This is a genomic window from Enorma timonensis (assembly GCF_000321165.1).
Taxonomy (GTDB): Bacteria; Actinomycetota; Coriobacteriia; order Coriobacteriales; family Coriobacteriaceae; genus Enorma.
Genome location: NZ_CAPF01000042.1, coordinates 23186 through 45907 on the forward strand (window position 1 = coordinate 23186; position 22722 = coordinate 45907).

At 67.8% G+C, this 22722-nt stretch carries 20 protein-coding genes, 2 tRNA genes and 1 other RNA gene; 1 reads left to right on the top strand and 22 read right to left on the bottom strand.

The window, feature by feature from the left end:
• Positions 1-109 precede the first annotated feature (109 nt).
• The 15 genes from BN423_RS04720 to BN423_RS04790 all read right to left on the bottom strand — a co-directional run bounded on the left by BN423_RS04720 (position 110) and on the right by BN423_RS04790 (position 12592).
• Entirely contained in the window at positions 110-622 is a 513-nt protein-coding gene (locus BN423_RS04720) for a hypothetical protein (RefSeq protein ID WP_019239118.1), read from the bottom strand.
• A gap of 435 nt (positions 623-1057) precedes the next feature.
• Positions 1058-1134, bottom strand: a tRNA-Pro gene (locus BN423_RS04725).
• A gap of 38 nt (positions 1135-1172) precedes the next feature.
• Complete coding sequence (gene ispE / locus BN423_RS04730; protein WP_071784284.1) at positions 1173-2078, bottom strand: 4-(cytidine 5'-diphospho)-2-C-methyl-D-erythritol kinase; 906 nt, start codon at positions 2076-2078, stop codon at positions 1173-1175.
• Positions 2068-2364 (bottom strand): Veg family protein, encoded by a 297-nt coding sequence (locus BN423_RS04735; RefSeq protein WP_019239120.1) that lies wholly within the window; start codon positions 2362-2364, stop codon positions 2068-2070. The genes ispE and BN423_RS04735 overlap by 11 nt, the downstream gene beginning before the upstream one ends.
• Before the next feature lie 151 nt (positions 2365-2515).
• Positions 2516-2962, bottom strand: a complete 447-nt coding sequence (dtd, locus tag BN423_RS04740) for a D-aminoacyl-tRNA deacylase (protein WP_019239121.1) — start codon at positions 2960-2962, stop codon at positions 2516-2518.
• Entirely contained in the window at positions 2959-3651 is a 693-nt protein-coding gene (gene rdgB / locus BN423_RS04745) for an RdgB/HAM1 family non-canonical purine NTP pyrophosphatase (RefSeq protein WP_019239122.1), read from the bottom strand. The genes dtd and rdgB overlap by 4 nt, the downstream gene beginning before the upstream one ends.
• A gap of 73 nt (positions 3652-3724) precedes the next feature.
• Positions 3725-4459 carry a ribonuclease PH gene (rph, locus tag BN423_RS04750; protein ID WP_019239123.1) on the bottom strand — a complete coding sequence of 245 codons (735 nt, stop codon included), beginning with the start codon at positions 4457-4459 and terminating at the stop codon, positions 3725-3727.
• A 48-nt stretch (positions 4460-4507) separates the two neighbouring features.
• Positions 4508-5452: a glutamate racemase gene (gene murI, locus BN423_RS04755; protein ID WP_019239124.1), complete on the bottom strand. Its 945-nt coding sequence runs from the start codon at positions 5450-5452 to the stop codon at positions 4508-4510.
• Between the two features lie 3 nt (positions 5453-5455).
• Positions 5456-6364, bottom strand: a complete 909-nt coding sequence (locus BN423_RS04760) for an HAD family hydrolase (RefSeq protein ID WP_019239125.1) — start codon at positions 6362-6364, stop codon at positions 5456-5458.
• A gap of 178 nt (positions 6365-6542) precedes the next feature.
• Positions 6543-6618 (bottom strand) — tRNA-Val (locus BN423_RS04765).
• A 59-nt stretch (positions 6619-6677) separates the two neighbouring features.
• Positions 6678-7961, bottom strand: a complete 1284-nt coding sequence (locus BN423_RS04770; RefSeq protein ID WP_019239126.1) for an aminotransferase class III-fold pyridoxal phosphate-dependent enzyme — start codon at positions 7959-7961, stop codon at positions 6678-6680.
• A 56-nt stretch (positions 7962-8017) separates the two neighbouring features.
• On the bottom strand, positions 8018-8977 hold the full coding sequence (argB, locus tag BN423_RS04775) for an acetylglutamate kinase (RefSeq protein ID WP_019239127.1): 960 nt from the start codon (positions 8975-8977) through the stop codon (positions 8018-8020).
• Positions 8978-9067: 90 nt separating this feature from the next.
• The gene (gene argJ / locus BN423_RS04780; RefSeq protein WP_019239128.1) at positions 9068-10342 is read right to left on the bottom strand and encodes a bifunctional glutamate N-acetyltransferase/amino-acid acetyltransferase ArgJ; all 1275 of its coding nucleotides are present in this window, start codon (positions 10340-10342) and stop codon (positions 9068-9070) included.
• Between the two features lie 95 nt (positions 10343-10437).
• Positions 10438-11505 carry an N-acetyl-gamma-glutamyl-phosphate reductase gene (gene argC, locus BN423_RS04785; protein ID WP_019239129.1) on the bottom strand — a complete coding sequence of 356 codons (1068 nt, stop codon included), beginning with the start codon at positions 11503-11505 and terminating at the stop codon, positions 10438-10440.
• 175 nt (positions 11506-11680) lie between these two features.
• The gene (locus tag BN423_RS04790) at positions 11681-12592 is read right to left on the bottom strand and encodes a patatin-like phospholipase family protein (protein WP_019239130.1); all 912 of its coding nucleotides are present in this window, start codon (positions 12590-12592) and stop codon (positions 11681-11683) included.
• Positions 12593-12921: 329 nt separating this feature from the next.
• Between BN423_RS04790 and ssrA the strand changes: the two genes are divergently transcribed.
• Positions 12922-13288: a transfer-messenger RNA gene (gene ssrA, locus BN423_RS11190) on the top strand.
• 271 nt (positions 13289-13559) lie between these two features.
• On the opposite strand, the gene BN423_RS04795 is transcribed toward ssrA, so the two are convergent.
• From BN423_RS04795 to gatA, 7 genes are all read right to left on the bottom strand, one after another.
• Positions 13560-14654, bottom strand: a complete 1095-nt coding sequence (locus BN423_RS04795; protein WP_019239131.1) for an ABC transporter ATP-binding protein — start codon at positions 14652-14654, stop codon at positions 13560-13562.
• Positions 14655-14657: 3 nt separating this feature from the next.
• The gene (locus BN423_RS04800) at positions 14658-15782 is read right to left on the bottom strand and encodes an ABC transporter ATP-binding protein (protein WP_269719528.1); all 1125 of its coding nucleotides are present in this window, start codon (positions 15780-15782) and stop codon (positions 14658-14660) included.
• Between the two features lie 5 nt (positions 15783-15787).
• Positions 15788-16726 carry a nickel transporter permease gene (gene nikC / locus BN423_RS04805; RefSeq protein ID WP_232385504.1) on the bottom strand — a complete coding sequence of 313 codons (939 nt, stop codon included), beginning with the start codon at positions 16724-16726 and terminating at the stop codon, positions 15788-15790.
• A gap of 5 nt (positions 16727-16731) precedes the next feature.
• A complete protein-coding gene (locus tag BN423_RS04810) occupies positions 16732-17748 on the bottom strand; it encodes an ABC transporter permease (RefSeq protein WP_019239134.1) in 1017 nt (338 codons plus the stop codon).
• Between the two features lie 121 nt (positions 17749-17869).
• Entirely contained in the window at positions 17870-19480 is a 1611-nt protein-coding gene (locus BN423_RS04815) for an ABC transporter substrate-binding protein (protein WP_019239135.1), read from the bottom strand.
• A 211-nt stretch (positions 19481-19691) separates the two neighbouring features.
• Entirely contained in the window at positions 19692-21371 is a 1680-nt protein-coding gene (gene gatB / locus BN423_RS04820; protein WP_019239136.1) for an Asp-tRNA(Asn)/Glu-tRNA(Gln) amidotransferase subunit GatB, read from the bottom strand.
• Positions 21368-22722, bottom strand: a 1355-nt coding sequence (gene gatA / locus BN423_RS10735) for an Asp-tRNA(Asn)/Glu-tRNA(Gln) amidotransferase subunit GatA (RefSeq protein ID WP_019239137.1), incomplete at its 5' end; no start/stop codon positions are given. The genes gatB and gatA, both read right to left, overlap by 4 nt.

Below are 22722 nucleotides of genomic sequence, written 5' to 3' on the forward strand. Positions count from 1 at the left end.
CGCACTACTAACAACAAACTAGGAACAACTTAAACGCGTGAACCGCAACCGATGGTCTTTTCATAACCAAATAGAGGAACTTTGCGCCCGGAACGAGAGTATCGAATGCTTAGATGGTCACGGAGAATCGCTCGGTCTGATTCACCAGATCCAAGCGCAGCTGGAGCTCCGCGATACGCTCGTACAGTTCCCGGTAATCCTGCGCTGCGCGCGCAACGTCGTAGTTCGCATATTCGTACTCGACAACGACGTTTCCCCTGAACATGCTCGCAGGGCACCTTTTCTTCGCCTCATGCGAGCGAAGTCGCTCAAGGCGCGCAAGCTTGTTATTGAGCTGAGCCATCAGCACCAACGCCTCGTCGATCGTAATCCCTTCTTCGGGGATGACCGTCGTGGCATTAAAGGCATGCAAGGCATGGCGAACAGCACGCACCTTGCCGTCAATTTCATCGACTAGGGTAAACGTCTGCTCATAATCGTACTCGGGAGGAAGCCCTTCTTCGCCTTGAGACAAAACGTAGGTGGCGTTCTCACGCTCACGGGCGATGAGATGCGCTTTTTCCTGCTCTAAGCTCCGAATGTACTTTGAGGCGCTGGCTGAGGTAAAGGTCATCTCGCTCATCGATTCCTCCTTTTGCGGAATGTGATTTTGGGTATTGTACTATGGCTAATCATTTTTGTAAATTGATTTCCAAAATATTTGAGGAACACGGAGCCTACCATCGGGGGCGCATCGCAGCAAGCACGCGAAGGCGATGGCGCTCACCCTGTCGCCGCAAGTCGCGCGAACCCGACTCCTCGAGCAAGCTTGCAAGATAGCGCGGCTTCTCCGCCGCGATGTGAAATACTTTCCGCCTGGGCGCATACATCGCGCGCACACGGTACGCCACCCAGCGTGGGGTCGCACAGCTAAACGGATCGCATGGTTGGTTGGGGACGTGCTCCTTTCACCCCCCCCCAAATGGGTTGAAAGGAACACGTCCCCAACCAACCCATTCAAGCAGCCTAAAACAAAGCAGGCCAGAGCGGATAACCACTCTGGCCTGCGTCTTTGCTATGGTCGGGTTGACTGGATTTGAACCAGCGACCCCCGCGTCCCGAACGCGGTGCTCTACCAAACTGAGCCACAACCCGAAGCAAGTAGGTATAGTAGCAGAACATGCCGGACAATGCTAGCGCTCAATCACGCGCGCTCCCGACTTCTCCATCGTCGCAGCATACGCCCACCATCCGCGCTCGGCCTGTGCCGCCTGGACGATCGCGCGCGCGTCATCGAGCGACGCGCAGAGGGCGAACGAGCACGACCCCGAGCCCGACATGAGCGCTGCCCGCACGCCGGGGCGACCGCGTAGCCACGCGAGCACCTCGTCGATCTCGGGCGCGAGCGCGCACGACGCGGGCGCGAGGTTGTTCGCCACGCGCGCGGCGACCGCGTCGGCGTCATGGGCGCGCAGCGCCTCGAGGACGGGCTCGAGCGGCGGCAGCGGCTGGGGATCCTCGTCGAAGCGCGCATATGCGGCGCCCGCGCTCACGCCCTCGCCCTGCGGCCGCACGAGCACGACGGGCAGGCCGGCGAGCGGTTCGAAGCGCTCGCGCAGGCAATCCCCCGCACCGTCGAGGTACGCAAGGGCGCCATGCAGGAAGAACGGGACATCCGCCCCGATGGCGCGCGCGACCGCCTCCACGCGCTCATCGTGCACGTCGAGCCCCCACAGCGCGCAGAGGCCCATGATCGCCGCCGCAGCGTCCGCCGAGGGACCGCCGAGCCCAGCGCGGAGCGGAATGCGCTTCTCGATCGCGATGCGTGCGCGGGGCTCGAGCCCGAACGCCTGCGCGAGCGCGACCGCGGCGCGGTACGCCGTGTTCTGCTCCATGGGGAAATCCGCCGCGGGCACGGTGACGACCTCGAGGGTACCGGCGGGCTCGACCGTGACCGTGTCCGCGAGGCTGAGCGCGGCCATCACGGAGTCGACGCGATGGTAGCCGCGCCCGTCCCGTTCGGTATGGATGCCTAGATAGAGATTGACCTTGGCCGGAGCCGAGACGACGACGCGGCGCGCAGGCTCGCTAGCCCTCATCGGGCTGGTCGAACGCGGGCGTGAAGATGTGCTCGCCCGTCTCGGTGTCGAAGAGCTCGACCGTGCCCGTGAGCACATCGACGTACTGGTAGCTCTGACGCGAGGTGCGGCCGCGGCGCTCCGTGACCTCGACCACGAAGACGGCGGGGTGCACGGACTTGATGACGCCCAGGCGCTCGATGACGCGCGTCCTGCCCATGTTGGCCTTGACCTTCACCGGCCGGTTCACCATGCCGCGCAGCAGTTCCTGGATTTCCTCGACCTTATTGACTTCAGCTTCTGCCATGAAACGACGCCTCCTGCAGGCATATGGAATATGGGGAGCATGCCCCCAAGATAGTCAAACGTAAAGATTATAGCAGCCATGCAGGTAAAATGCGAATCGCCGCGCCGGGCCGGGTGCGCCGACAGGGCACAGGCGAGCGCGCCAGCCGCCCCTAGAGCGTGTCTGTATCGAGGACGATGGTGAAGGGACCGTCGTTCACGAGGCCGACCTTCATGTCCGCCGCGAACGTGCCCGTGGCGACGCGCGGCACGTCCGCGCGCGCGAGCGAGACGAAGTACTCGTAGAGCTCGTTGGCGTGCGCGGGGTCGCCCGCACCGGTGAACGACGGACGGCGCCCATGGCGGCAGTCGGCGAAGAGCGTAAACTGCGACACCACGAGCACGTCGCCGCCCACGTCGTCGATCGAGCGGTTCGTCTTGCCCGCCTCGTCCTCCATGATGCGCAGGGAGAAGATCTTCTTCCAGAGGCGCTCGGCCTCCGCCTCGGTGTCGTCGGCCGCCACGCCGAGCAGGATGAGGTAGCCCTGGCCGATGCGCGCGGCCTCCACGCCGTCGATCGTCACGTTCGCGCGCAGCACCCGCTGGACCACCGCCCTCATCGGGCACCTCCTTGCAGGTTCGCGGGGCCGGCATCGGCATCCCCGGCGTTTCCGCGCGCGCCGAGCTTCGCGCACAGGTCTTCGAGCGCATGGAAGCGGTGGCTGATGGCGTTCTTCTCCTGCGGTTCGAGCTCCGCCATGGTCTTGCCCGGCGTATCGTCCGGTAGAAACAGCGGGTCGTAGCCGAAGCCGTGCTCGCCGCGGCCGGCGCGCCCGATCATGCCCTCGCAGAAACCCTCGCCCATCGTTACCGTGCCGTCGCGCTCGATGAAGGCGATGGAGCTCACGAAGCGCGCGGTGCGCCGCGCGTCCTCCACGCCCTCGAGGTTGGCGAGCAGCTTTGCGTTGTTCGCCGCATCATCGCCATGCACCCCGGCGTAGCGCGCGGAGTACACGCCAGGCTCGCCGCCGAGCGCGTCCACCATGAGGCCGGAATCGTCGGCGACGGCGGCGAGCCCCGTCTCGGCGACCGCCGCCTCGGCCTTGATGAGGGCGTTCTCCGCGAACGTCGTGCCCGTCTCCTCGGGATCGGGGAAGTCGCCGAGCTGCCCCACGCCCACGAAGCGCGTGCCCGGCAGCGCACGGCCCAAGATCTCCGCGATCTCCACGAGCTTGTGCGCGTTCCCCGTCGCGACGACCACCGTATGCTCCGGGTCGAGCGTCGCCGGGTCGATCTTCTCCAGTGCCATGTCCGCCTCCGTAGTGCCTGTGCCCAAGGTTCATTCCAGTTGCGCGTGCTTCTCCCGCCGCAGCGGTGCGCGATCAATCCCGGAACGCCGTGACCTCGTTCTGCAGCTCGATGAGCTTCTTGATGCCCGCGTCGCCGAGGTCGAGCAGGCGCCCCAGGCGCGCGCGGTCGAACGGCGTGCGCTCGCCCGTCCCCTGGATCTCGACGATCTCGCCCGTATCGGTCGCGACGAGGTTCATGTCGATCTCTGCCCGCGAGTCCTCGCGGTAATCGAGGTCGAGCAGCTCGCAGCCGTCGACGACGCCCATCGAGACCGCCGCGACCTGCCCGGTGAGCGGCAGGCGCGCGATCTTGCCCGCCTCGACCCACGCCATGAGGGCGTCGTGCAGCGCGACCCACGCGCCGGTCACGCTCGCCGTGCGCGTGCCGCCGTCCGCCTGGATGACGTCGCAGTCGACCGTCACGGTGAACTCGCCGAGCGCCCGCAGGTTCGTGACCGTGCGCAGGCTCCGGCCGATGAGCCGCTCGATCTCCATGGAGCGGCCCTTGCGGTTGCCGCGCTCGCGCGCGGAGCGGCGGTTCGTCGCGGCGGGCAGCATGGCGTATTCCGCCGTCACCCACCCCGCACGGCTCGCCTTGCGCCACCCGGGCACGCCCTCCTCGATGCTCGCGGCGCACAGCACGCGCGTCCGGCCGAACTCCACGAGGCACGACCCGAGCGCGTTGCCCATGACCTCGCGCGTGAGCGACACCTCGCGCATCTCGTTCGCGGCGCGGCCGGCCTCGCGGTCAATCTCCATATACTCCATGATGCTCCTTGTCCAATGCGTGATGATGGGAAGAACGGTTGGATGACGTCATCGCGCCAGGTGCTCCAGCTCATCGATGCCCACGTGCTCGATGCTGCGCAGCGGGCGCCCGAAGATGAAGCTCCCCGCCGCCGCGAACTCGGCGATGTTGTCCGACGTGGTGGCGAAGCGGTGCTGCGGCACCGTCTCCTCGCCGGCGAGCTGCCCGCGGCGGCTCAGGATGTCCGTAAGCTCGCGTGTGGTCTCCTCCGCCGACGACACCACGCGCACCCCCGCCCCGAGCGCCGCGCGGATGGGACGCGCGAGCAGCGGGAAGTGCGTGCAGCCGAGCACGACGGTGTCGACGTTCGTCTCGGTGATGGGCGTGAGCGTGCGCGCCACCTCAGCGCGCACCTGGGGCGTGTCGAAGATGTCGCCGTCCTCGAGCCAGCGCTCCTGCAGGTGGGCGCCGGTGGCGAGCTCGCGCTCCACGATCTCGACGAAGCTCGGCGCCGGGCAGCCGTACACCTCGACGCCCGCGTCGAGGTTGTGGATGGCGCGCGTGTACGCGCCCGTGCGCACCGTGAGCGGCGTCGCGAGCACGCCGACCGTGCGCGTGCGCGTGGTGTTGATCGCCGCACGCGCACCCGGCGCGATGACGCCGATTACCGGAATCGCGAGCGTCTGCTGCGCGACGGTGAGCGCCGCCGCCGTCGCCGTGTTGCAGGCGATGACCATGATCTTCACGTCGTGGGCCTCGAGCCAACGCCCGGCTTGCAGCGCGAACGAGCGGACCTCGTCCTCGGTGCGCGTGCCGTAGGGGCAGCGCTTCGTGTCGCCCACGTAGTAGATCGATTCATGCGGCAGCGCGGTCGCGATGGAACGGGCGACGGTGAGGCCGCCCAGGCCCGAATCGAAGACGCCGATGGGACGGTCGTCCTCCATGAGCGCCAGCTCGTCCCCTGCGCGGGTCGCACCAAGGCTCGCCGCGCGCGTGCTCGATGCGTCTGCCATGGGCTAGCGACCCTTCGCTTCGAGCAGGCTGCGCATGCCCGCCACCCAGGCGTCGACGATGCGGCCCGGGGCGACGCGCGCCTCGGGGTGCGTCGCGAGGAACTCCTCGGCGCCCGGATCCGCCAGACCGTTCTCGACCATGATGAACGCGCCCGTGTAGTCCGCCATGAGGAAGTCCGAGGCGGCATCGCCGATGCCGAGCGTCTCCTCGCGCGGGATGCCGAGAATCTCGCAGAACCGGCCGATGCCACGCCCCTTGTTGAGCCCCTTGGGCATGACGTTGAACGCGCGGCCGCGCACGCCCTCGGGAAGCTGGAGCGTGGTGGGTGCGGAGATGTAGTTTAGGAAGCCGTTGTCCGCCCAATCGAGCGCCATACCCGAGGCGTCGAGGAGCGCGATGGCCTCCTCGTCCGGGATCTCGCCGCGCAGGCCGATCGTCACCTCGCGGTGCTTGTAGCCGGCGGACATGTCGTTGTGGTATTCGAGCATGCCCGGATAGCGCGAGATGAACGCCTCGCAGAGCCCCGTTTGCTCGATGACCTCGTGCGGGGTGAGGCCGCAGGCGGGGTCGAACGCCATCTCGGCCGTGAAGTACTCCCAGGTATCGTGCGAGAGGTCGGTCATGACGATGCCGCCCATCTCGCCGATGAAGGCGTTGAGGCCGAGCAGGCGCGTGTCCTCGCGCATCATCGCGCGGTTGCGGCCGGAGCAGGGGACGACCTGGACGCCCGCCTGGCGCAGCTCGAGGGGCGTGCGCACGAGGTCGAGGCTCGGTTCGCCCGACGCGTTCGCGAGCACCGAGGAGCCGGGCCCCATCATGGTCCCGTCAAGGTCGGTGAACACGTAGCGCACCCGGGCGAGGCGCTCGCGCAGCTCGCCGGTCGGCACCTCGGGCAAATAGGGAATATCCATGGTTCCTCCGCGTCGGTCGCTTACCTGCCCCTCCATCATACCTGCGCGATGCGGGCATGACCGGGGCGGCGTCGCGAGCGCACCGCTTTTCCGCATGGGCGGCGAGCCCTCACGGGTTCGAGTCCCCATCGGGCACGGACGAAAAAGCGGCGCCGTCGCCGACGCCGCCGCATATCCCTGGTGGGCGATGAGGGACTCGAACCCCCAGCCTTGTGCGTGTAAAGCACCTGCGCTAACCGTTGCGCCAATCGCCCGTGTGAAAGGAGTATAGCCGAAACGCCTCCGTCGGGAGACGGCAATCTCGCTCCCGGTATCAGATCACCACCGCGGCGAGGACGTCCATGAGCGCGTCCACGTCGGCCTTCGTGCAGATGAGCGGGGGCAGGAAGCGCAGCGTGTGCGCGCCCGTCGCGTTGATGACGGCGCCCGCCTCGAGCGCGCGGGCCACGATGTCGTGCGCGTCGCCCGCCGCCTCGTCCACGTCGCAGCCGCGCATGAGCCCCGCGCCGCGCACCTCGAGCACATGCGGGAGCTCCGCGAGCCGTTCGGCCAGATACGCGCCCACCTCGCGGGCGCGCTCGGCGTACCCTCCCAGCACGAGCTCGCAGAGCACCGCCTCGGCCGCCGCGACGGCGAGGCAGCTGCCGCCGAACGTCGTCCCGTGGTCGCCCGGGCGGAACACCTGGGCCACCTCCGCCCGCGCGACGCACGCGCCCATGGGCACGCCGCCGGCGATACCCTTCGCGAGGCTCATGATGTCCGGCGTGGCGCCCGAAAGCTGGATGGCGAAGGGCGCCCCGCAGCGGAAGACGCCGGCCTGCACCTCGTCGGAGATGAGGACGCCGCTCACGCCGTGCACGAGCTCCGCGGCCGCCTGCACGAAGGCGGCGTCGAGCGGGTGCACCCCGCTCTCACCCTGGATGGGCTCGATCATGACGGCGCAGACCTCGCTGCCCAGGCGCCCGAAGATCGCATGCAGCTCATCCACATCATTCGGCGTGCAGGCGACGAACCCGCCGGGCAGCGGGCGGAAGGCGTCCTGCAGGCGGTCCTGCATCGTCGCAGCGAGCGTCTCGAGCGTGCGGCCGTGGAAGCCGCCCCGCAGGCAGACGATGGTGTTCCCACCGTTACCCGCGCGCTTGGCGTAGAGCCGCGCGAGCTTCATGGAGCACTCGTTCGCCTCCGCGCCGGAGTTCGCGAAAAACGTCTGCCACACCTGCTCGCCCTCCGCGGGCGCTGCCGCGGTGCGCACAACCTGCTCGTCGCCCGAGCGCACCGCCTCCGCGAGCTCGCGCGCGCCGGCGGCGTCCCCGTTCGCGAGCTTGGAGAGCAGCGCCGCCACCGCCCCGCGGTGCTCGACGTAGAAGTAGTTCGACACGTGCAGGAGCTTTTTCGCCTGCTCCTCGAGGGCGCGCGTGAGCACCGGGTGCCCGTGACCGAGCGAGCACACCCCGATCCCCGCGAGGAAGTCGAGGTACTCCCTCCCCGCGCTGTCGGTGAGCGTCATACCCGCGCCGCTCACGAACTCCACCGGGCTCCTCCCGAACGTCGGCATCACGTACGCCGCGTCGAGCTCATGCTCCATCTCAAACGACATCTCGTCCCCCTACCCTATCGTCTCCCTGCGAAACGGCCATCTCGAATCCCGCCCGGCTACCACTCCTCGGTCTCCACCAGGCGCGAGGCGAACGCGCCCACCGGATGCGGATGCTGGTCGAACTCGTAGGATTCGAGCGTCGAGTGCATCACGGTGCCCACGCCCGTCGAGGTGAAGAGCTCCACGAGCAGCGAATGCGGCGTCGTCCCGTTGATGATGTGCGCGCGGTACACGCCGCCCTTAAGCGCCGTCACGCACGCCTCGAGCTTGGGGATCATCCCCTTCGAGACCTCCCCCGCGCGCAGCAGCCCCTCGGTCTCGTCGAGCGTGAGGTTCGAGATGAGCGAGGTCTTGTCCGCGAAATCCGCGTACAGCCCGTCGACGTCCGTGAGGAAGATCGCCTTGTGGGCGTGGATGGCGGCGGCGATGTGCCCGGCGGCAAGGTCCGCGTTGATGTTGAAGAACCCGCCATCGGTGCCCTGCGCGACCGTCGCGACCACGGGGATGTAGTCGTTTTCGAGGAGCGTCTCGAGGTAGTCGGTGTTCACCTGGCACACCTTGCCCACGCGCCCGAGCTCCGGGTCGAGCTGCTCGGCCAGGATCGTGCCGCCGTCGCTGCCCGAGACGCCCACCGCCACGGCCCCGTGCTTGTTGAGCGCGGCGACGAGCTCCTGGTTCACCTTGCCCACGAGCACCTCGCGCACGATCTCCATGGCCTCGGGCGTCGTCACGCGCTGGCCGCCCTTAAACTCGACCGGCAGGTCATAGTGACCGAGCGCCTCGTTGATGGCCGCGCCGCCGCCGTGCACGATCACCACGCGGGCGCCGATGATCTTGAGCAGCAGGATGTCCCCCATGACCTTCTCGCGCAGGTCCGCATCGACCATGGCCGCGCCGCCGTACTTGATGACGACGGTCTTGCCGGTGATGCTCTTGACCCACGGCAACGTCTCGTAAAGCTGCTCGCCCAACTGCTCGTTCGTGAGCGCGGGCGCGAGGTCGCGCGCGTACTTCATCTCATTCCTCCCAAAGGTCGCAAACAGGCAGAACGCGTGGCAGGCGCCGCCCGGCAGCGGAGTGCGCGGGGCGGCTGCGCCGATCGCGCGCTACGAACGGTAATCCGCGTTGATCGAGATGTACTCGTGCGTGAGGTCGCACGTCCAGACCGTCGTGGAGCACGCGCCGGCGCCCAGATTGACCGAGATGACGATCTCGGGCGCCTCGAAGCGGCGGAGCGCCTCGTCCTCGTCGAAGGGCACCGTGAGGCCGGCGCGGCACACGGGCAGCCCCATGATGTCGATGTCGACTTTGCGCTGGTCGAACGGCACGCCGCACTTCCCGAGCGCGGCGGCGATGCGGCCCCAGTTGCAGTCGCGCCCCGCGATGGCGGTCTTCACGAGCGGCGAGTTCGCCACGGCGCGGGCGCAGGCGTCCGCGTCCTCCGGCGTCGCCGCCCCGCCCACGTTCACGGTCACGAGCTTCGATGATCCCTCGCCGTCCGCGGCGATGGCACGCGCGAGCGACTCGCACACCACGAAGAGCGCGTACCCGAGCTCCTCGTACGCCTCGCTGCCCGGGACGATGGGCGCCGCGCCGCGCGCCGCCGCACCCGAGGCGAGCACGATGCAGGTATCGTTCGTCGACGTGTCGGAGTCGACCGTCACCTTGTTGAACGTCCGCGCCACGGCATCCGAGAGCAGCGCGTGCAGCGCCTCGGGAGCTACGGGGGCATCGGTGGTGATGAGAGCGATCATCGTGGCCATGTTCGGCATGATCATGCCCGAGCCCTTCACGCAGCCGCCCACCGTGAACGTGCAGCCCACGTACTCGAGGTCGCGCGACTCGTAGGTCACGGCGTACTCCTTGGGGTGCGTGTCGGTGGTCATGATCGCGCGTGCCGCTGCCGCCCCGCCGCTGCGGGACAGGGCGTCGATCGCGAGGGGCAGGCCCGTCTCGAAGCACGCGGTGCCCAGCGGCACGCCGATAACCCCCGTCGACGCCACGAGCACCTGCTCCGCCTCGCAGCCCAGCAGCTGGGATGCAATCTCGCAGGTCTCCCGCGCCGCCGCGAGGCCGGGCTCGCCGGTGGCCGCGTTCGCGTTGCCGGAGTTCACCACCACGGCGCGCACCATGCCCGCGCCCGCGCCGCCCAGGTGCTCGCGCGACACCGTGACGGGCGCGGCGCAGAAGCGGTTCTGGGTGAACGTGCCGGCCGCAGGGCACGGCTCATCGGCCACCAGCAGCGCAAGGTCGCTGCGCTCGGGGTTCTTGCGGAAACCGGCATGCACGCCGGAAGCGCTGAAGCCGGCCGCGCTCGTCACGCCGCCGTTCGGGACGGCACGGAGCTGCTCGTCGAATGCCTCGTAATCCATATCGGTCATCTTCCAATCCGTAGGGGTGAATCGTGTGATGCGAAGGCGCGCCGGACGCAGGCAAGACGTCCGACGCGCCCGATCGCGGAAGCCAGGTTGCGTGACTAGATGGGCAACGCGACCTGGGGCAGGCCTCGTCGCTCATCGAGGCCGAACACGATGTTCGCGCATTGCACCGCCTGGCCGGCAGCGCCCTTGCACAGGTTGTCGATGGCGCCGATCGCGATGAGCGCGCCCGCCTCCGCGTTCACGGCGAGGCCGATCTGGCAGGTGTTGCTGCCGACGACGGACGCGGTCTTCGGCGTCTGCCCGGCGTCGAGCACACGAACGAACGAGCGGCCGGCGTACGCATCGCGATAGCACGCCACCGCGTCCTCGGCCGTGAGGCCGCGCGCGCCCGGGGCAAGCGGCAGGGTCACCGTCGAGAGCAGGCCGCGGCGCAGCGGAGCGAGGTGCGGCGTGAACACCACGCGGCCGGAGGCACCCAGGATCTGCTCGATCTCGGGCGTGTGGCGGTGGCGGCACACGTTGTATGCCTCGAGGTTCTCGTCGGCGCTGCAGAAATGCGTCCGCGCGGAGGGCGTCTTGCCGGCGCCCGTGACGCCCGAGATGGCGTCCACGACCACGGGTCCCTCGGCCGCGACCCAGCCCAGGCGCATCGCGGGCGCCGCGGCGAGCGAGGTCGCCGTGGGGAAGCAGCCCGCACAGGCGACGAGCACGGCATCTCCCGCAGCATGGCGCTCGGCCAGGCGGGCGAGGTCATCGGCGAAGAGCTCCGGCAGGCCGAAGGCGCGCTCGGCGATAAGCTCGGGCGAGGTGTGCGCGACGCCGTACCAGCGCTCGTAGACCGCCGGGTCGTCCAGGCGGTAATCGGCCGAGAGGTCCACGACCGTGACGCCGGAGGCGAGCAGCTGCGGCGCGACGGCGAGCGCGGCGGTATGCGGCACCGCCAGGAACACGACGTCGCACTCGGCGAGCGCCGGGTCGTCATGGGTCGTGAACACGAGGTCACTCACGCCCGCGAAGGCCGGGTAGACGCTCGCGAGCACCTGCCCCGCATCCGTGTTCGACGTGATGGCGCGCAGCTCGAAATCCGGATGCGCCAAAAGCAGGCGCACGAGCTCGACGCCCGCGTACCCCGCCGCCCCGACAACTCCCGCTGCATACGCCATGTGCCTCGTCCCCTCACGTGGTTCTCTTCGGCGGCGCGCCCGGAAGCTACCGCCGGCGCGCCGCTCGCATTGCCCTGCAAGGGTAGCACAGCTACACGCCGAATCGAATTTTCAGTGCTCGTTCATTCAGTTTTTTGCAGAATGGTTACATCGAGCACATCGGGTGCGCATGGGGCTATCCGAGGAACGCGGCGATCTCGTCGAGGTGCCGCTCGGCCTCCTGCCTGCCCTCGATGTAGAGCTCGAGGAGCTTCGGGGCGCTGCGCTCGACATGCCCCACCTCCACCGGACGGGGCGGCGCGATGACGAGCGCCTTGCCCGCGCGCTCGGCTTCCCAGATGCGCTCGCGCTGCGCGTTGTAGCGGTCGTGCCGCGTCTCGAGGGCGTCGAGCAGGTACGGGTAGGCGGTGTAGCGCGCACGCGCCGCGGCCATGAACTCGGGCGGGTACGGCTCCTTCTTGTAGGAGCGGTCCTGCGTGAGCACCACGAGCGCCCGGTCGAAGCCCTCGTCGCCCAGCACGTGCTCGATGGGCACGGAATCGGCCACGCCGCCGTCGACGTACTTGCTGCCCGCGATCTCGACCGGCTGCGTCACGAGGGGCAGCGACGTCGACGCGCGCACGATGTCGATATCGAGCGAAGCGTCGCGCACCTCGAGGTATTCCGCCGTGCCGAACGTCATGTTGGTCACCGTGGCGATGAGGCGCATGGGGTTCTCGTTGAACGCCCGCGTGTCGAAGGGGTCGATGCGATCCTGTACCTCGTTGAGCATGAAATCGTAGCCGATCATGCTGCCCGTCGTGGCGAGCGAGCGCGTGGAGATGTAGCGCGGGTCGTCGCAGAAGGCGAGGTTCACGCGGTTCGCGCGACCGATCTGGCGCGATTTGAAGCTGAGGGCACAGAGTACGCCCGCCGAGACCCCGAAGCACGCGGGCACCTCGATGCCGCGCTCGAGCATGACGTCGAGCACGCCCGCCGTGAATTCCGAGCGGAAGCTGCCGCCCTCGAGGATGAGGGCGGGACGCCCCACGTTCTCCGCGCGCTTGGCGCCTTCCGTGCCCGCCGTTCCGCTCCATGCATCCCGCATGCGTATCCCCTTCCACGCCATATCCCGACCGTCCTTGCGGCCGGGCGCTTTTCGGCTCATTCTACCCACGGCGAGCGGTTCGTTGCGCCCGTGTCCCGCCGTGATAAAAAGGTGTCAGTCACTTTTTTATCACCCAGTCACGCATACGCGCGCGAGGTATCTTCGTGGTGATAAAAAGGTGACTGACACCTTTTTATCACGGAAGCCTACGCCGTGCGCTTGAGCAGCGGTTCATGCCGTGCTATGCTGGAGTATCGCCTTCGGGCACCGTTCTTTGACAGGTCGAGTTCGGCGGATGAGATGCACCCTGCCGACCCAGACCCCCTTTCGGGGCCGACTGGTTTCGACACGATAGCTTTGAGAGAGGAAGCAGGCCGTGGTCTCCTCGCCACGTTAATCAGGGGTACCGTCAAATTGAATTGACAAGAATTCTTCTTACGAGCCTCAGCTGGCTCTTGCCGCTTAATTTATAGCGACACGCCAATCCCGGATGTTCCCCGCTCCGGGTGCGGTGTCATGCTAGGGGAATGCTCCCGCGCACGTGATCGGTATGGCGCGGGCTAAGACCGAACCGATTGGGGCGCTGCGAGCGTGTCGCTGCGCGCACAGCGCCCGAGACCAAACCAGCGACTGAGCCTGGAGATGCCGATCAGGAGGCTACCGTGGACCGGAGTTCGATTCTCCGCGGCTCCACCACCATATCCCATGCGGGCGATGGCGTTTTCTGCCATCGCCCGCATGTCGTTTTGCGGCGCGGAGAATCGAACTCCGTGCGGGGCGCGAAGCTGTGCAAAGCGCGCGAGCGTCTTTGCCAGCGCAGCGCGCAAGGCGGCGCAAGCCGCCGCAGCGGATGCGTATTCGCGCAGCGAATACGCGGATTCTCCGCGGCTCCACCACACAACAAGGGCGAGCCCCCTCGGGAGCTCGCCCTTTCTCGTATACAACGCTCAGCTGTAACGCCTGCGCCTTACGGCGTCACCACGGGATCCGCGTTCACCAGGTCGCTCCCCCGGCCATAGCTCGGGCGGGCGGCGTCGTACTGGATCTCGCGCGCGACCTCGTGCGCCCGCTCGGGCAGCACGTTGTCGTAGCGGTGGCACGCGCACATGTGATCGGGCAGCACCTCGCGCTGGTTGGGCGCGGCCACGTCGCAGGCGGCGACCTTCGCGAAGCAGCGGCTCGCGAAGCGGCAGCCCGCCGGCGGGTCGATGGGGCTCGGAACGTCGCCCTCGAGGATGATGCGCTTGCGCTGCAGCTTGGGATCCGGGCTCGGGATCGCCGAAAGCAGGGCCTGCGTGTACGGGCACAGCGGCTCGTGGTACAGGGAGTTCTTCGGCGCGACCTCCATGAGGCGGCCGAGGTACATCACGCCCACGCGGTCGGAGATGTGCTTGACCACGTTCAGGCCGTGCGCGATGAACAGATACGTGAGGCCGAACTGCTCCTTCAGATCGTCGAGCAGGTTGAGCACCTGCGCCTGGATGGACACGTCGAGCGCCGAGACCGGCTCGTCGCAGACGATGAGCTTCGGGTTCACCGCGAGCGCACGAGCGATGCCCACGCGCTGGCGCTGGCCGCCGGAGAACTCATGCGGGTAGCGGTTCTTCATGTACGAGGCGAGACCCACGCGCTCGAGCAGCTCGTCGACGCGGTCGTCAATCTTGTCCTTCGGCAGGATGTTGTTCACGATCATGGGCTCGGCGACGATCTGCCCGACGGTCATGCGCGGGTTCAGGCTCGCGTAGGGGTCCTGGAAGATGAGCTGGATGTCGCTGCAGAGCTTGCGGCGGTCGCGCTGGTTCAGGGCGGTGATGTCCTCGCCCTCGAACAGGATCTTGCCGCTCGTGGGCTTGAGCAGGCCCACGATCATCTTGCCGATCGTGGTCTTGCCGCAGCCGGACTCGCCCACGAGGCCGAACGCCTCGCCGCGGCGGATCGAGAAGCTCACGTCGTCGACCGCGCGCACGAAGGACGTCGGCTTGCCGAAGAAGCTCGACCCGGCGACGAAGCTCTTCGTGAGGTGCTGCACCTCGATGAGGGTATCCGTCTTATCGATAGCCATGTGCTAGCGCACCTCCTCTTCCTCTTCGATCTCCACCGTCACCTCGGCGCCGCCGCTCATCTTGCGCGCGCGCTCGATGCGCTCGCGCTCCTCGGCCTCGAGCTTCGCCTTGACCACGTGCGCCTTCTCCGTGGCCTCCACGGCATGGGCGACCTCCGCCTCGTCGTCGTAGAGAAAGCAGCGCACGCGGCGCGTGGTGCCCGGAACCTCCTTGAGCTCGGGGCGCTCCCTGCGGCACCGCTCGGTCACGCGCTCGCAGCGGTCGGAGAACGGGCAGCCGCTCGGCATGTCGAGCGGGTTGGGCACGGAGCCCTTGATCATGTACAGGCGCTCGGACGCCTCGTCCTCGAGGCGCGGGATGGAGCGCAGGAGGCCCAGCGTGTAGGGGTGAAGCGGGTACTCGAACAGCTCGAACTTCTCGCCCTCCTCGACCACCTGGCCGCAGTACATGACCACCACGCGGTCGGCCACCTCGGACACGACGCCCAGGTCGTGCGTGATGAGCAGCACCGCCATGTTGAACTCGTTGCGCAGCTTGTAGATGAGCTCCAGGATCTGCGCCTGGATGGTCACGTCGAGCGCCGTGGTGGGCTCGTCGGCGATGAGCAGCTTCGGGTCGCAGGAGAGCGCCATGGCGATCATGACGCGCTGGCGCATGCCGCCCGACATCTGGTGCGGGAAGTCGCGCGCCCGCTCCTCGGGGCTCGGGATGCCCACCACGCGCAGCATCTCGACCGCGCGCGCCCAGGCGTCCTTCTTGCTCATGTCCGAGTGCGTGCGGATGGCCTCGACGATCTGGTCGCCCACGCGGTACACGGGGTTCAGACTCGTCATGGGCTCCTGGAAGATCATCGAGATCTGCGCGCCGCGGATCTGCTCCATCTCGGATTCCGTCGCGGCGAGCAGGTCCTTGCCGTCGAACGTGATGGAACCCCCCGCCACATGGCCGGGATCCTGGAGGAGCCGCATGATGGACAGCGAGGTCACGCTCTTGCCCGATCCGGACTCGCCCACCACGGCGAGGATCTCGCCGGGCTCGACGTCGAACGAGACGCCGTTCACGGCGCGGACGACGCCCTTGCGCGTGGGGAACTCGGTGACGAGGTCGTGCACTTCAAGCAATGCCACAGGTATCACCTCTTCCTGGCTTTGGGGTCGAAGGCGTCGCGGATGCCGTCGCCGAGCAGGTTGAACGCGAGCACGGTGATGGTGATGGCGAGGCCGGGGAAGATCATGGCGTAGGGCGCCGCGAAGATGTAGTTGCGGCCGCGGCCGAGCATGTCGCCCCACTCCGCCGCCGGCGGCTGCACCCCCAGGCCGAGGAAGCCGAGGGCGGCCGCGTCGAGGATGGCGCTCGAGATGCCGAGCGTCGCGCGGACGATGATGGACGGCATGACGTTGGGCAGCACGTGCTTGAAGATGATCACCGCGTCGGAATCGCCGATGACGCGCGCGGCCGCCACGTAATCCGATTGCTTGACCGCGAGCACCTGACTTCGCACGATGCGCGCGTATTCGGGGATCGACACGAAGCCGATGGCGATGATGGCCTTGTCGATGCCGCGGCCGAGCGCCGCCATAAAGGCGATGGCGAGCAGGATGGATGGGGTGGCGAGCATCATGTCCATGATGCGCATGATGATGGTGTCGACGATGCCGCCCTTATAGCCCGCGACGGCACCGAGCACCACGCCGATCACGAGCGAGATGGCCACGGAGAGCAGGCCGACGGTGAGCGAGATCTGGCTGCCGATGAGCACGCGGCTGAAGATGTCGCGGCCCTGCTGGTCCGTGCCGAACCAGTGCGCCGCGCTGGGCGGCTGGAACGACGCGGAGAGGTCCTGCGCGTACGGGTCGTACGGGAGCACCTGCGGCCAGAAGTAGGTGACGATCGCCACGATGGCGAGCAGCAGGATGACGAAAAGGCTCACCATGGCGGGGATGTTCTGGCGCAGCGAGTACCAGACGTCCTTCCACAGCGATTCGGTCTTCTCCGCCTGCTTGGGCGCGCTCTCGGGATCGGGCTGCGCCTGCTTCTGGGGCTCGTTCGCTTGAAGCGTTGCCTCTGCCATGTCGATCACCCCTCTTCCTTGCTATAGGAGATGCGCGGATCGAGGTATGCGTAGATCACGTCGACCACGAGGTTGATGATGATGAAGATCGTGCCGATGAGCAGCACCGCGCCCTGCACGACGGGGAAGTCGGACTTCAGGATGCTGTCGACCACGAACTTGCCGATGCCCGGCCAGGCGAAGACCGTCTCGGTGAGCATCGCGCCGCCGAGGAGGCTGCCCAGCTGCAGGCCGATGACCGTGGTGACGGGCAGCATCGCGTTGCGCAGCGCATGATGGATGTCCACGCGACGCTTCTTCAGGCCCTTGGCACGCGCCGTGCGCACGTAGTCCTCGCCGAGCGTCTCGAGCATGCTCGAGCGGGTCATGCGCGTGATGACCGCGAGCGAGTACATGGAGAGCGCGAGCGCCGGCAGGGTGATGTGCGCCACGGCATCCGAGAACGCCTCGAAGTCACCCATGAGCAGGGTGTCGAGCAGGTAGAAACCCGTACCGCCCACCGGCTGGAGCAACGGGTCCATGCGACCCGAGCTGGGCAGCACATGCAGGTAGCCCGCGAAGAAGATGATGAGCAGCACGCCGAGCCAGAAGATGGGCATCGAGACGCCCACGAGCGCGATGATCGTGGACAGGCCGTCGATCACCGAGTTCTTGTGCGTCGCCGAGAGCACGCCGAGCGCCACGCCCACCACGGAGGCGATGATGATCGCCACGAGGGCGAGCTCGATGGTCGCCGGGAAGCGCGACAGCAGCTCCTGCGTGACGGGTGTGTGGGTGTAGTAGCTCTCCCCCAGGTTGCCCGTGAGGGCACCTCCCAGGAAATTGAAATACTGCACGATGAGCGGGTCGTTCAGCCCGTTCGCCTCGCGCCAGGCCTCCATGGCCTGCTCAGTAGCATGCTGTCCGAGCACGACGGGCGCCGGATCAGCGGAGAACACGCGCATGATGAGGAACACGATGATGGAGACGCCCAGCAGAACCGGGATCGCCAGCAAGATGCGCTTGAGAACGTATTTCAGCATGCTACCCCCTCCTTCCATTCATAGCGGCGCGACCCTGCGCGCCCTGCCTGCAACGACAACGCGGGCCGAGCAAGCCCGGCCCGCGTTATGTTAGCAAAACCGCGTCGTGAGCATGGGAGCGTTACGCCGTCTTGGTGACGAGCTCCATGTGGACGACTCCCGTCGGGTGATAGTAGAAGTTGTTGATGCTCGGCGCGTAGGCGGCGAGGTTCTTGGCGTGGCTGATGAGCATCCACGGCATCTCGTCGGCGACCATCTGCTCGCACTGCTTGTAGATGGCGTCGCGCTCGTCGCCGTCGGGCGTGCTGAGGCCCTGCTGGATGAGCTGGTTGTACGCATCGCTGCGATAGCGGCCGACGTTCATGGAGACGTTCTCATCGGCGAGCAGGTTCATGAAGTTGTCCGGGTCGCCGTTGTCGCCCACCCAGCCGTAGAGGCAGCAGTCGAAGGCGTCCGTGTCGACCTTGGTCTGGTAGGTCGTCCAGTCGTAGGAGACGATGTCCATGTCGACGCCGGCATCGGCCAGGTAGCCCTGGATGGCCTCGGCGAGGGGCTGGCCGCCGATGGAGTTGTACGGACGGGGGTTCGTGTAGGTGAGCATGGTGCAGCTCGTGATGCCCAGGTCGGCGAAGGCGGCCTTCGCGGCCTCCGGGTCGTAGGCGGTCTGCTTGATGTCCTCGTCGTACGGGGCCATCCACAGCGGCATGACGGAGGTGGCCACGCCCGCGTAATCGCCATAGAGGCTCTGGACCATTTCCTCGACGTTCACAGCCTGGCAGAAGGCGCGACGCGCCTCGACGGTGGAGAAGGCACCCGTGTCGTTGCGGAACGCGAGGTAGTTGATGTTCATGCCGTCCTCGCTGAACAGCTCGTTGCCGGCATCGGTGATGGTGGGCACCACGGAGGCGTCGATGCCGTCGATGATGTCGACCTCGCCGTTGTTGAGGGCGGTCACGCGGCTCGAGTTCTCGGTGATGAAGCGGAAGATGACGTTCTTGGTCTGGGGCTTGCGCTCCTCATCCCAGTAATCCTCGTTGGCCTCGAGCACGATGTTCTCGCCCTTGGACCAGGAGACGAACTTGTAGGGGCCGGAGCCGACGGGGTTCTCGTTGGAGTCGCCGGCCTCGATGGCGGACGGCGCCACGATGGGGGCGGCGAGCGTCATGGCCATGTTCTTGATGAACGGCGTGGAGGGCGAGCGGAGGGTGATGACGAGCGTCGTGGCGTCGGGCGCCTCGATGGACGCGATGCCGGTGTTCGCCTCCTCGGAACCGAACACGAAGGACGCGTAGGGCATGTCCTCGGTGCGGTTGGGCTCGAGCTGACGGGTGATGGAGGTCACGATGGCGTCGGCATCGCAGTCGGTGCCGTCGTGGAACTTCACGCCCTCGCGGATCTTGAAGGTGTAGGTGAGGCCGTCATCGGAGATCTCGGGCATCTCGCCGAGGCACGGGAGCACCTCGGTGGACTCGACGTCGAAGCGGAGCACCGTGTCGTAGATGTTGGACATGACCTTGGCGGACTCGCCGTCGTCGACGTAGGCGGGGTCGAGGCCGCGCGGATCGGCGCCCTGCGCGAAGGTGATGGTGTCGGCGATGCCGCCCTCACCCGCAGAGGAACCGGTGTCGCTGGCGCGCTGGGCACCGCAGCCGGTAAGACCCACAAGACCGATCGTGGAGACCGCGCCCATCGCCTCGATGAACCGACGGCGCGAGATATCTGCCATGGACATAGATGAAACTCCTTCCGTATATTTTGGGTAGGGAAACTATAGCTTCCATCGGGGTGCGAATTGATACAAAACTGATAGGAAACTTTATCGAAATAAAGTATCCACGATTTGAAACTGCATAGCGCGGCGGCGGCACCGGGCGCGCCGTGCATACGCGCATGCAAAACGAGCGGGCGGGCGCGCCTGAAAGCGTACCCGCCCACCGGCGTTTCTATGCCTCGAGCGCCGCGCGCAGCAGCTCGTTGAAGCGCTTGGGGTTGCCGCTGCCGCGGCTCGCCTTCATGCACTGGCCCACGAGGAAGCCGAGCACCTTCTGGTTGCCGTCGCGGTACTGCTGGGCCTGCTCCGCGCAGCGCTCGAGCACCTCATCCACGATGGGCTGGAGCGCGCCGGCATCGCTCACCTGGCGCATGCCGCGCGCGTCGACGATCCGCTCGGGGTCGTCGCCCGAGGCGGCCATGGCCTCGAAGACCTCGTGGCCCTGGTTGGAGCTGATGGCATCCGAGGCGAGGAGCTTCGCCAGGCCCGCGACCTGCTCGGGGCGCAGCGCGCTCTCGGCAAGCGCGACACTCGCGCCGCGCAGGTAGGCGGGCAGCTCGTTCACCACGAGGTTCGCGACGGTCTGCGCCTCCTTGCCGGCAAGGCCGCCCACCGCCTCCTCGAAGAAGGCCGCGACCTCCGGGTCGCCCGCGATCTGCTCCGCGTCGGCGCGCTTGATGCCCAGCTCGCGCACGTAGCGGTCGCGGCGCTCGTCCGGCAGCTCCGGCAGCTCCGCACGGCAGTGCTCGATGAACTCGTCCGTGAGGTCGAACGGCGCGAGGTCGGGGTCGGGGAAGAAGCGGTAATCGTCCGCCGTCTCCTTCACGCGCATGACGACCGTGCGCTTGCGGCTCGGCTCCCAGTGGCGCGTCTCCTGGTAGATCTCGCCGCCCGCCTCGAGCACCTCGGCCTGGCGGCAGATCTCGTACGCGAGGCCGTCGTGCAGCGCCTTGAAGGAGTTGAGGTTCTTGAGCTCGGTCTTGGTGCCCAGGCGCGCGTCGCCGCGGCGGCGCAGGCTCACGTTGCCGTCGCAGCGCATGGAGCCCTTCTCCATGGAGCAGTCGGAGATGCCGAGCGCCAGGAAGATGCGGCGGAGCTTCTCCATGAACAGGCGCGCCTCCTCGGGCGTGCGCAGGTCGGGCTCGGTCACGAGCTCGATGAGCGGGGTGCCGCAGCGGTTGTAGTCGATGAGGCTCTCGGCCGCGCCGCCGATGCGCCCCTCGTCGCCGCCCACGTGCACCATCTTCGCCGCGTCCTCCTCCATGTGGATGCGCAGGATCCGGATGGGCACCGTGTACGAGCCGTCTTCGCGGCGCTCGGGCACGGCGAGCGAGGCGGTGTCGTAGCCCGAGAGGCCCGCGAGCGCGCCCCCCTGCTCGGGAAGGTCGCGCGCCATGCTCGCGGAGAGGCCGACCGCGCCCGCCGAGGCGCTCGCCAGGCTCTCGGCCTCCGCCGCGCCGAACGCGCACTCCGGGCGCTCGGCGGCGCCGCGGCCCGTGACCTCGAGGTCGAGCCTGCCGTGCATGGCGAACGCCACCGGACCCTGCGTGGTCTGGAAGTTCTTCGCCATGTCGGGATAGAAGTAGTGCTTGCGGTAGAACATCGAGTGCTTCTGGATCTCGCAGTTCGTGGCGAGGCCCGCCTTCACGATGTACTCGATCGCGCGCTTGTTCGGCACCGGCAGCGCGCCCGGGAGCCCCAGGCACACGGGGCACACGTTCGTGTTCGGCTCATCGTCGTGGCTGAGCTTGCAGCCGCAGAACATCTTTGTCTCGAGCGTCGTGAGCTCGGTATGGATCTCGAGGCCGATCACGGCCTCCCAATCGCGCAGCACCTCGTTGAGCTCCTTCATGCGAGCTCACCCCCCTTCCCGGCGAACGCGGGCGCGACGGGGGCGCCGAAGCGCGCACCCTCCCCCGCGGCAGCGGCGCCGCGCACGGCATCCCATGCGCCGGCGCACGCCCGCTCGAGCGCCGCGCCGAACGCGATGAGCCGCTCGTCGGCGAAGGCGGGCGCCACGAGCTGCGCGCCCACGGGCAGCCCGCTCTCCTCGCCCAGCCCGACGGGCACGGTGATGCCGCCGTTGCCCGCGATGTTGAGCGAGATGGTGTACATGTCCGAGAGGTACATCTGCGTGGGGTCGCTGATCTCGCCGTGCTTGAACGCCGTGCGCGGCGCGGCGGGCATGAGCAGCACGTCGGCGCGGTCGAACGCACGGGCGTAGTCCTCCGTGATGAGCGTGCGCGCCTTCTGCGCGGCGTAGTAGTACTTGTCGTACACGCCCGAGGAGAGCAGGTACGCGCCGAGCATCTGACGGCGCTTCGCCTCCGCGCCGAACCCGTGCGCGCGCGACAGCGAGCTCTGGGCGGCGAGCGTGGCGCAGTCGGGCTCCCGGTAGCCGTAGCGGATGCCGTCGAAGCGCGCGAGGTTGCTGAACGCCTCCGCCGGGCCGATCACGTAGTACGCGGCGATGGCGGCGTCGAGGTGCGGCAGCTCGACCTCCACGAGCTCGGCTCCCGCCGCCTCGAGCGAGTGCGCGGCGCCCTCCACGGCGCGGCGCACCTCCGGGGTGAGACCGTCTGCGTCCATGAACGCCGGGATGACGCCCACGCGCATGCCCGCGATGTCCGTGTCCACGGCATCGGCGAAGCGCGGGGGCACATCCTGCGAGGTCGAATCATACGGGTCGCGGCCGCCCGCCACGAGGGCGTCCATGGCGAGCGCGACGTCCTCGACCGTGCGGCCGAAAGGCCCCACCTGGTCGAGCGAGCTGCCGAAGGCCACCACGCCGTAGCGCGACACGGCGCCGTAGGTGGGCTTCATGCCCACGACGCCACTGAACGACGCCGGCTGGCGGATGGAGCCGCCCGTGTCCGAGCCGAGCGCGAGCGCCACCTCGCCCGCCGCGACCGCTGCCGCCGAGCCGCCTGACGAGCCGCCAGGCACGCGCGCGGTGTCCCAGGGGTTGTTCGTGGGGTGGAAGGCGGAGGAATCCGTCGAGGAGCCGAACGCGAACTCGTCCATGTTCGCCTTGCCCACCGGCACGCAGCCCGCATCGAGCATGCGCGCGACGCACGTAGCGGTGTAGGGGCTCTCGTAGTGCTCGAGCATGCGGGAGGCGCAGGTGGTGCGCGTGCCCGCGAGGTTCATGTTGTCCTTCACCGCGAGCGGCACGCCCGCGAGCGGCGGCAGGGGCTCGCCCG

Excerpts from the sequence above, each read along its gene's own strand:
- dtd (WP_019239121.1), bottom strand. The coding sequence starts at position 2,962 with ATGAGGGCGGTGGTCCAGCGGGTGCTGCGCGCGAACGTGACGATCGAC.
- BN423_RS04815 (WP_019239135.1), bottom strand. The coding sequence starts at position 19,480 with ATGTCCATGGCAGATATCTCGCGCCGTCGGTTCATCGAGGCGATGGGC.
- BN423_RS04760 (WP_019239125.1), bottom strand. The coding sequence starts at position 6,364 with ATGGATATTCCCTATTTGCCCGAGGTGCCGACCGGCGAGCTGCGCGAG.
- BN423_RS04735 (WP_019239120.1), bottom strand. The coding sequence starts at position 2,364 with ATGGCAGAAGCTGAAGTCAATAAGGTCGAGGAAATCCAGGAACTGCTG.
- BN423_RS04795 (WP_019239131.1), bottom strand. The coding sequence starts at position 14,654 with ATGGCTATCGATAAGACGGATACCCTCATCGAGGTGCAGCACCTCACG.
- rph (WP_019239123.1), bottom strand. The coding sequence starts at position 4,459 with ATGGAGTATATGGAGATTGACCGCGAGGCCGGCCGCGCCGCGAACGAG.
- argC (WP_019239129.1), bottom strand. The coding sequence starts at position 11,505 with ATGGCGTATGCAGCGGGAGTTGTCGGGGCGGCGGGGTACGCGGGCGTC.
- argJ (WP_019239128.1), bottom strand. The coding sequence starts at position 10,342 with ATGACCGATATGGATTACGAGGCATTCGACGAGCAGCTCCGTGCCGTC.
- gatB (WP_019239136.1), bottom strand. The coding sequence starts at position 21,371 with ATGAAGGAGCTCAACGAGGTGCTGCGCGATTGGGAGGCCGTGATCGGC.
- ispE (WP_071784284.1), bottom strand. The coding sequence starts at position 2,078 with ATGAGGGCTAGCGAGCCTGCGCGCCGCGTCGTCGTCTCGGCTCCGGCC.
- rdgB (WP_019239122.1), bottom strand. The coding sequence starts at position 3,651 with ATGGCACTGGAGAAGATCGACCCGGCGACGCTCGACCCGGAGCATACG.
- BN423_RS04810 (WP_019239134.1), bottom strand. The coding sequence starts at position 17,748 with ATGCTGAAATACGTTCTCAAGCGCATCTTGCTGGCGATCCCGGTTCTG.
- BN423_RS04720 (WP_019239118.1), bottom strand. The coding sequence starts at position 622 with ATGAGCGAGATGACCTTTACCTCAGCCAGCGCCTCAAAGTACATTCGG.
- nikC (WP_232385504.1), bottom strand. The coding sequence starts at position 16,726 with ATGGCAGAGGCAACGCTTCAAGCGAACGAGCCCCAGAAGCAGGCGCAG.
- argB (WP_019239127.1), bottom strand. The coding sequence starts at position 8,977 with ATGAAGTACGCGCGCGACCTCGCGCCCGCGCTCACGAACGAGCAGTTG.
- murI (WP_019239124.1), bottom strand. The coding sequence starts at position 5,452 with ATGGCAGACGCATCGAGCACGCGCGCGGCGAGCCTTGGTGCGACCCGC.
- BN423_RS04790 (WP_019239130.1), bottom strand. The coding sequence starts at position 12,592 with ATGCGGGATGCATGGAGCGGAACGGCGGGCACGGAAGGCGCCAAGCGC.
- BN423_RS04770 (WP_019239126.1), bottom strand. The coding sequence starts at position 7,961 with ATGTCGTTTGAGATGGAGCATGAGCTCGACGCGGCGTACGTGATGCCG.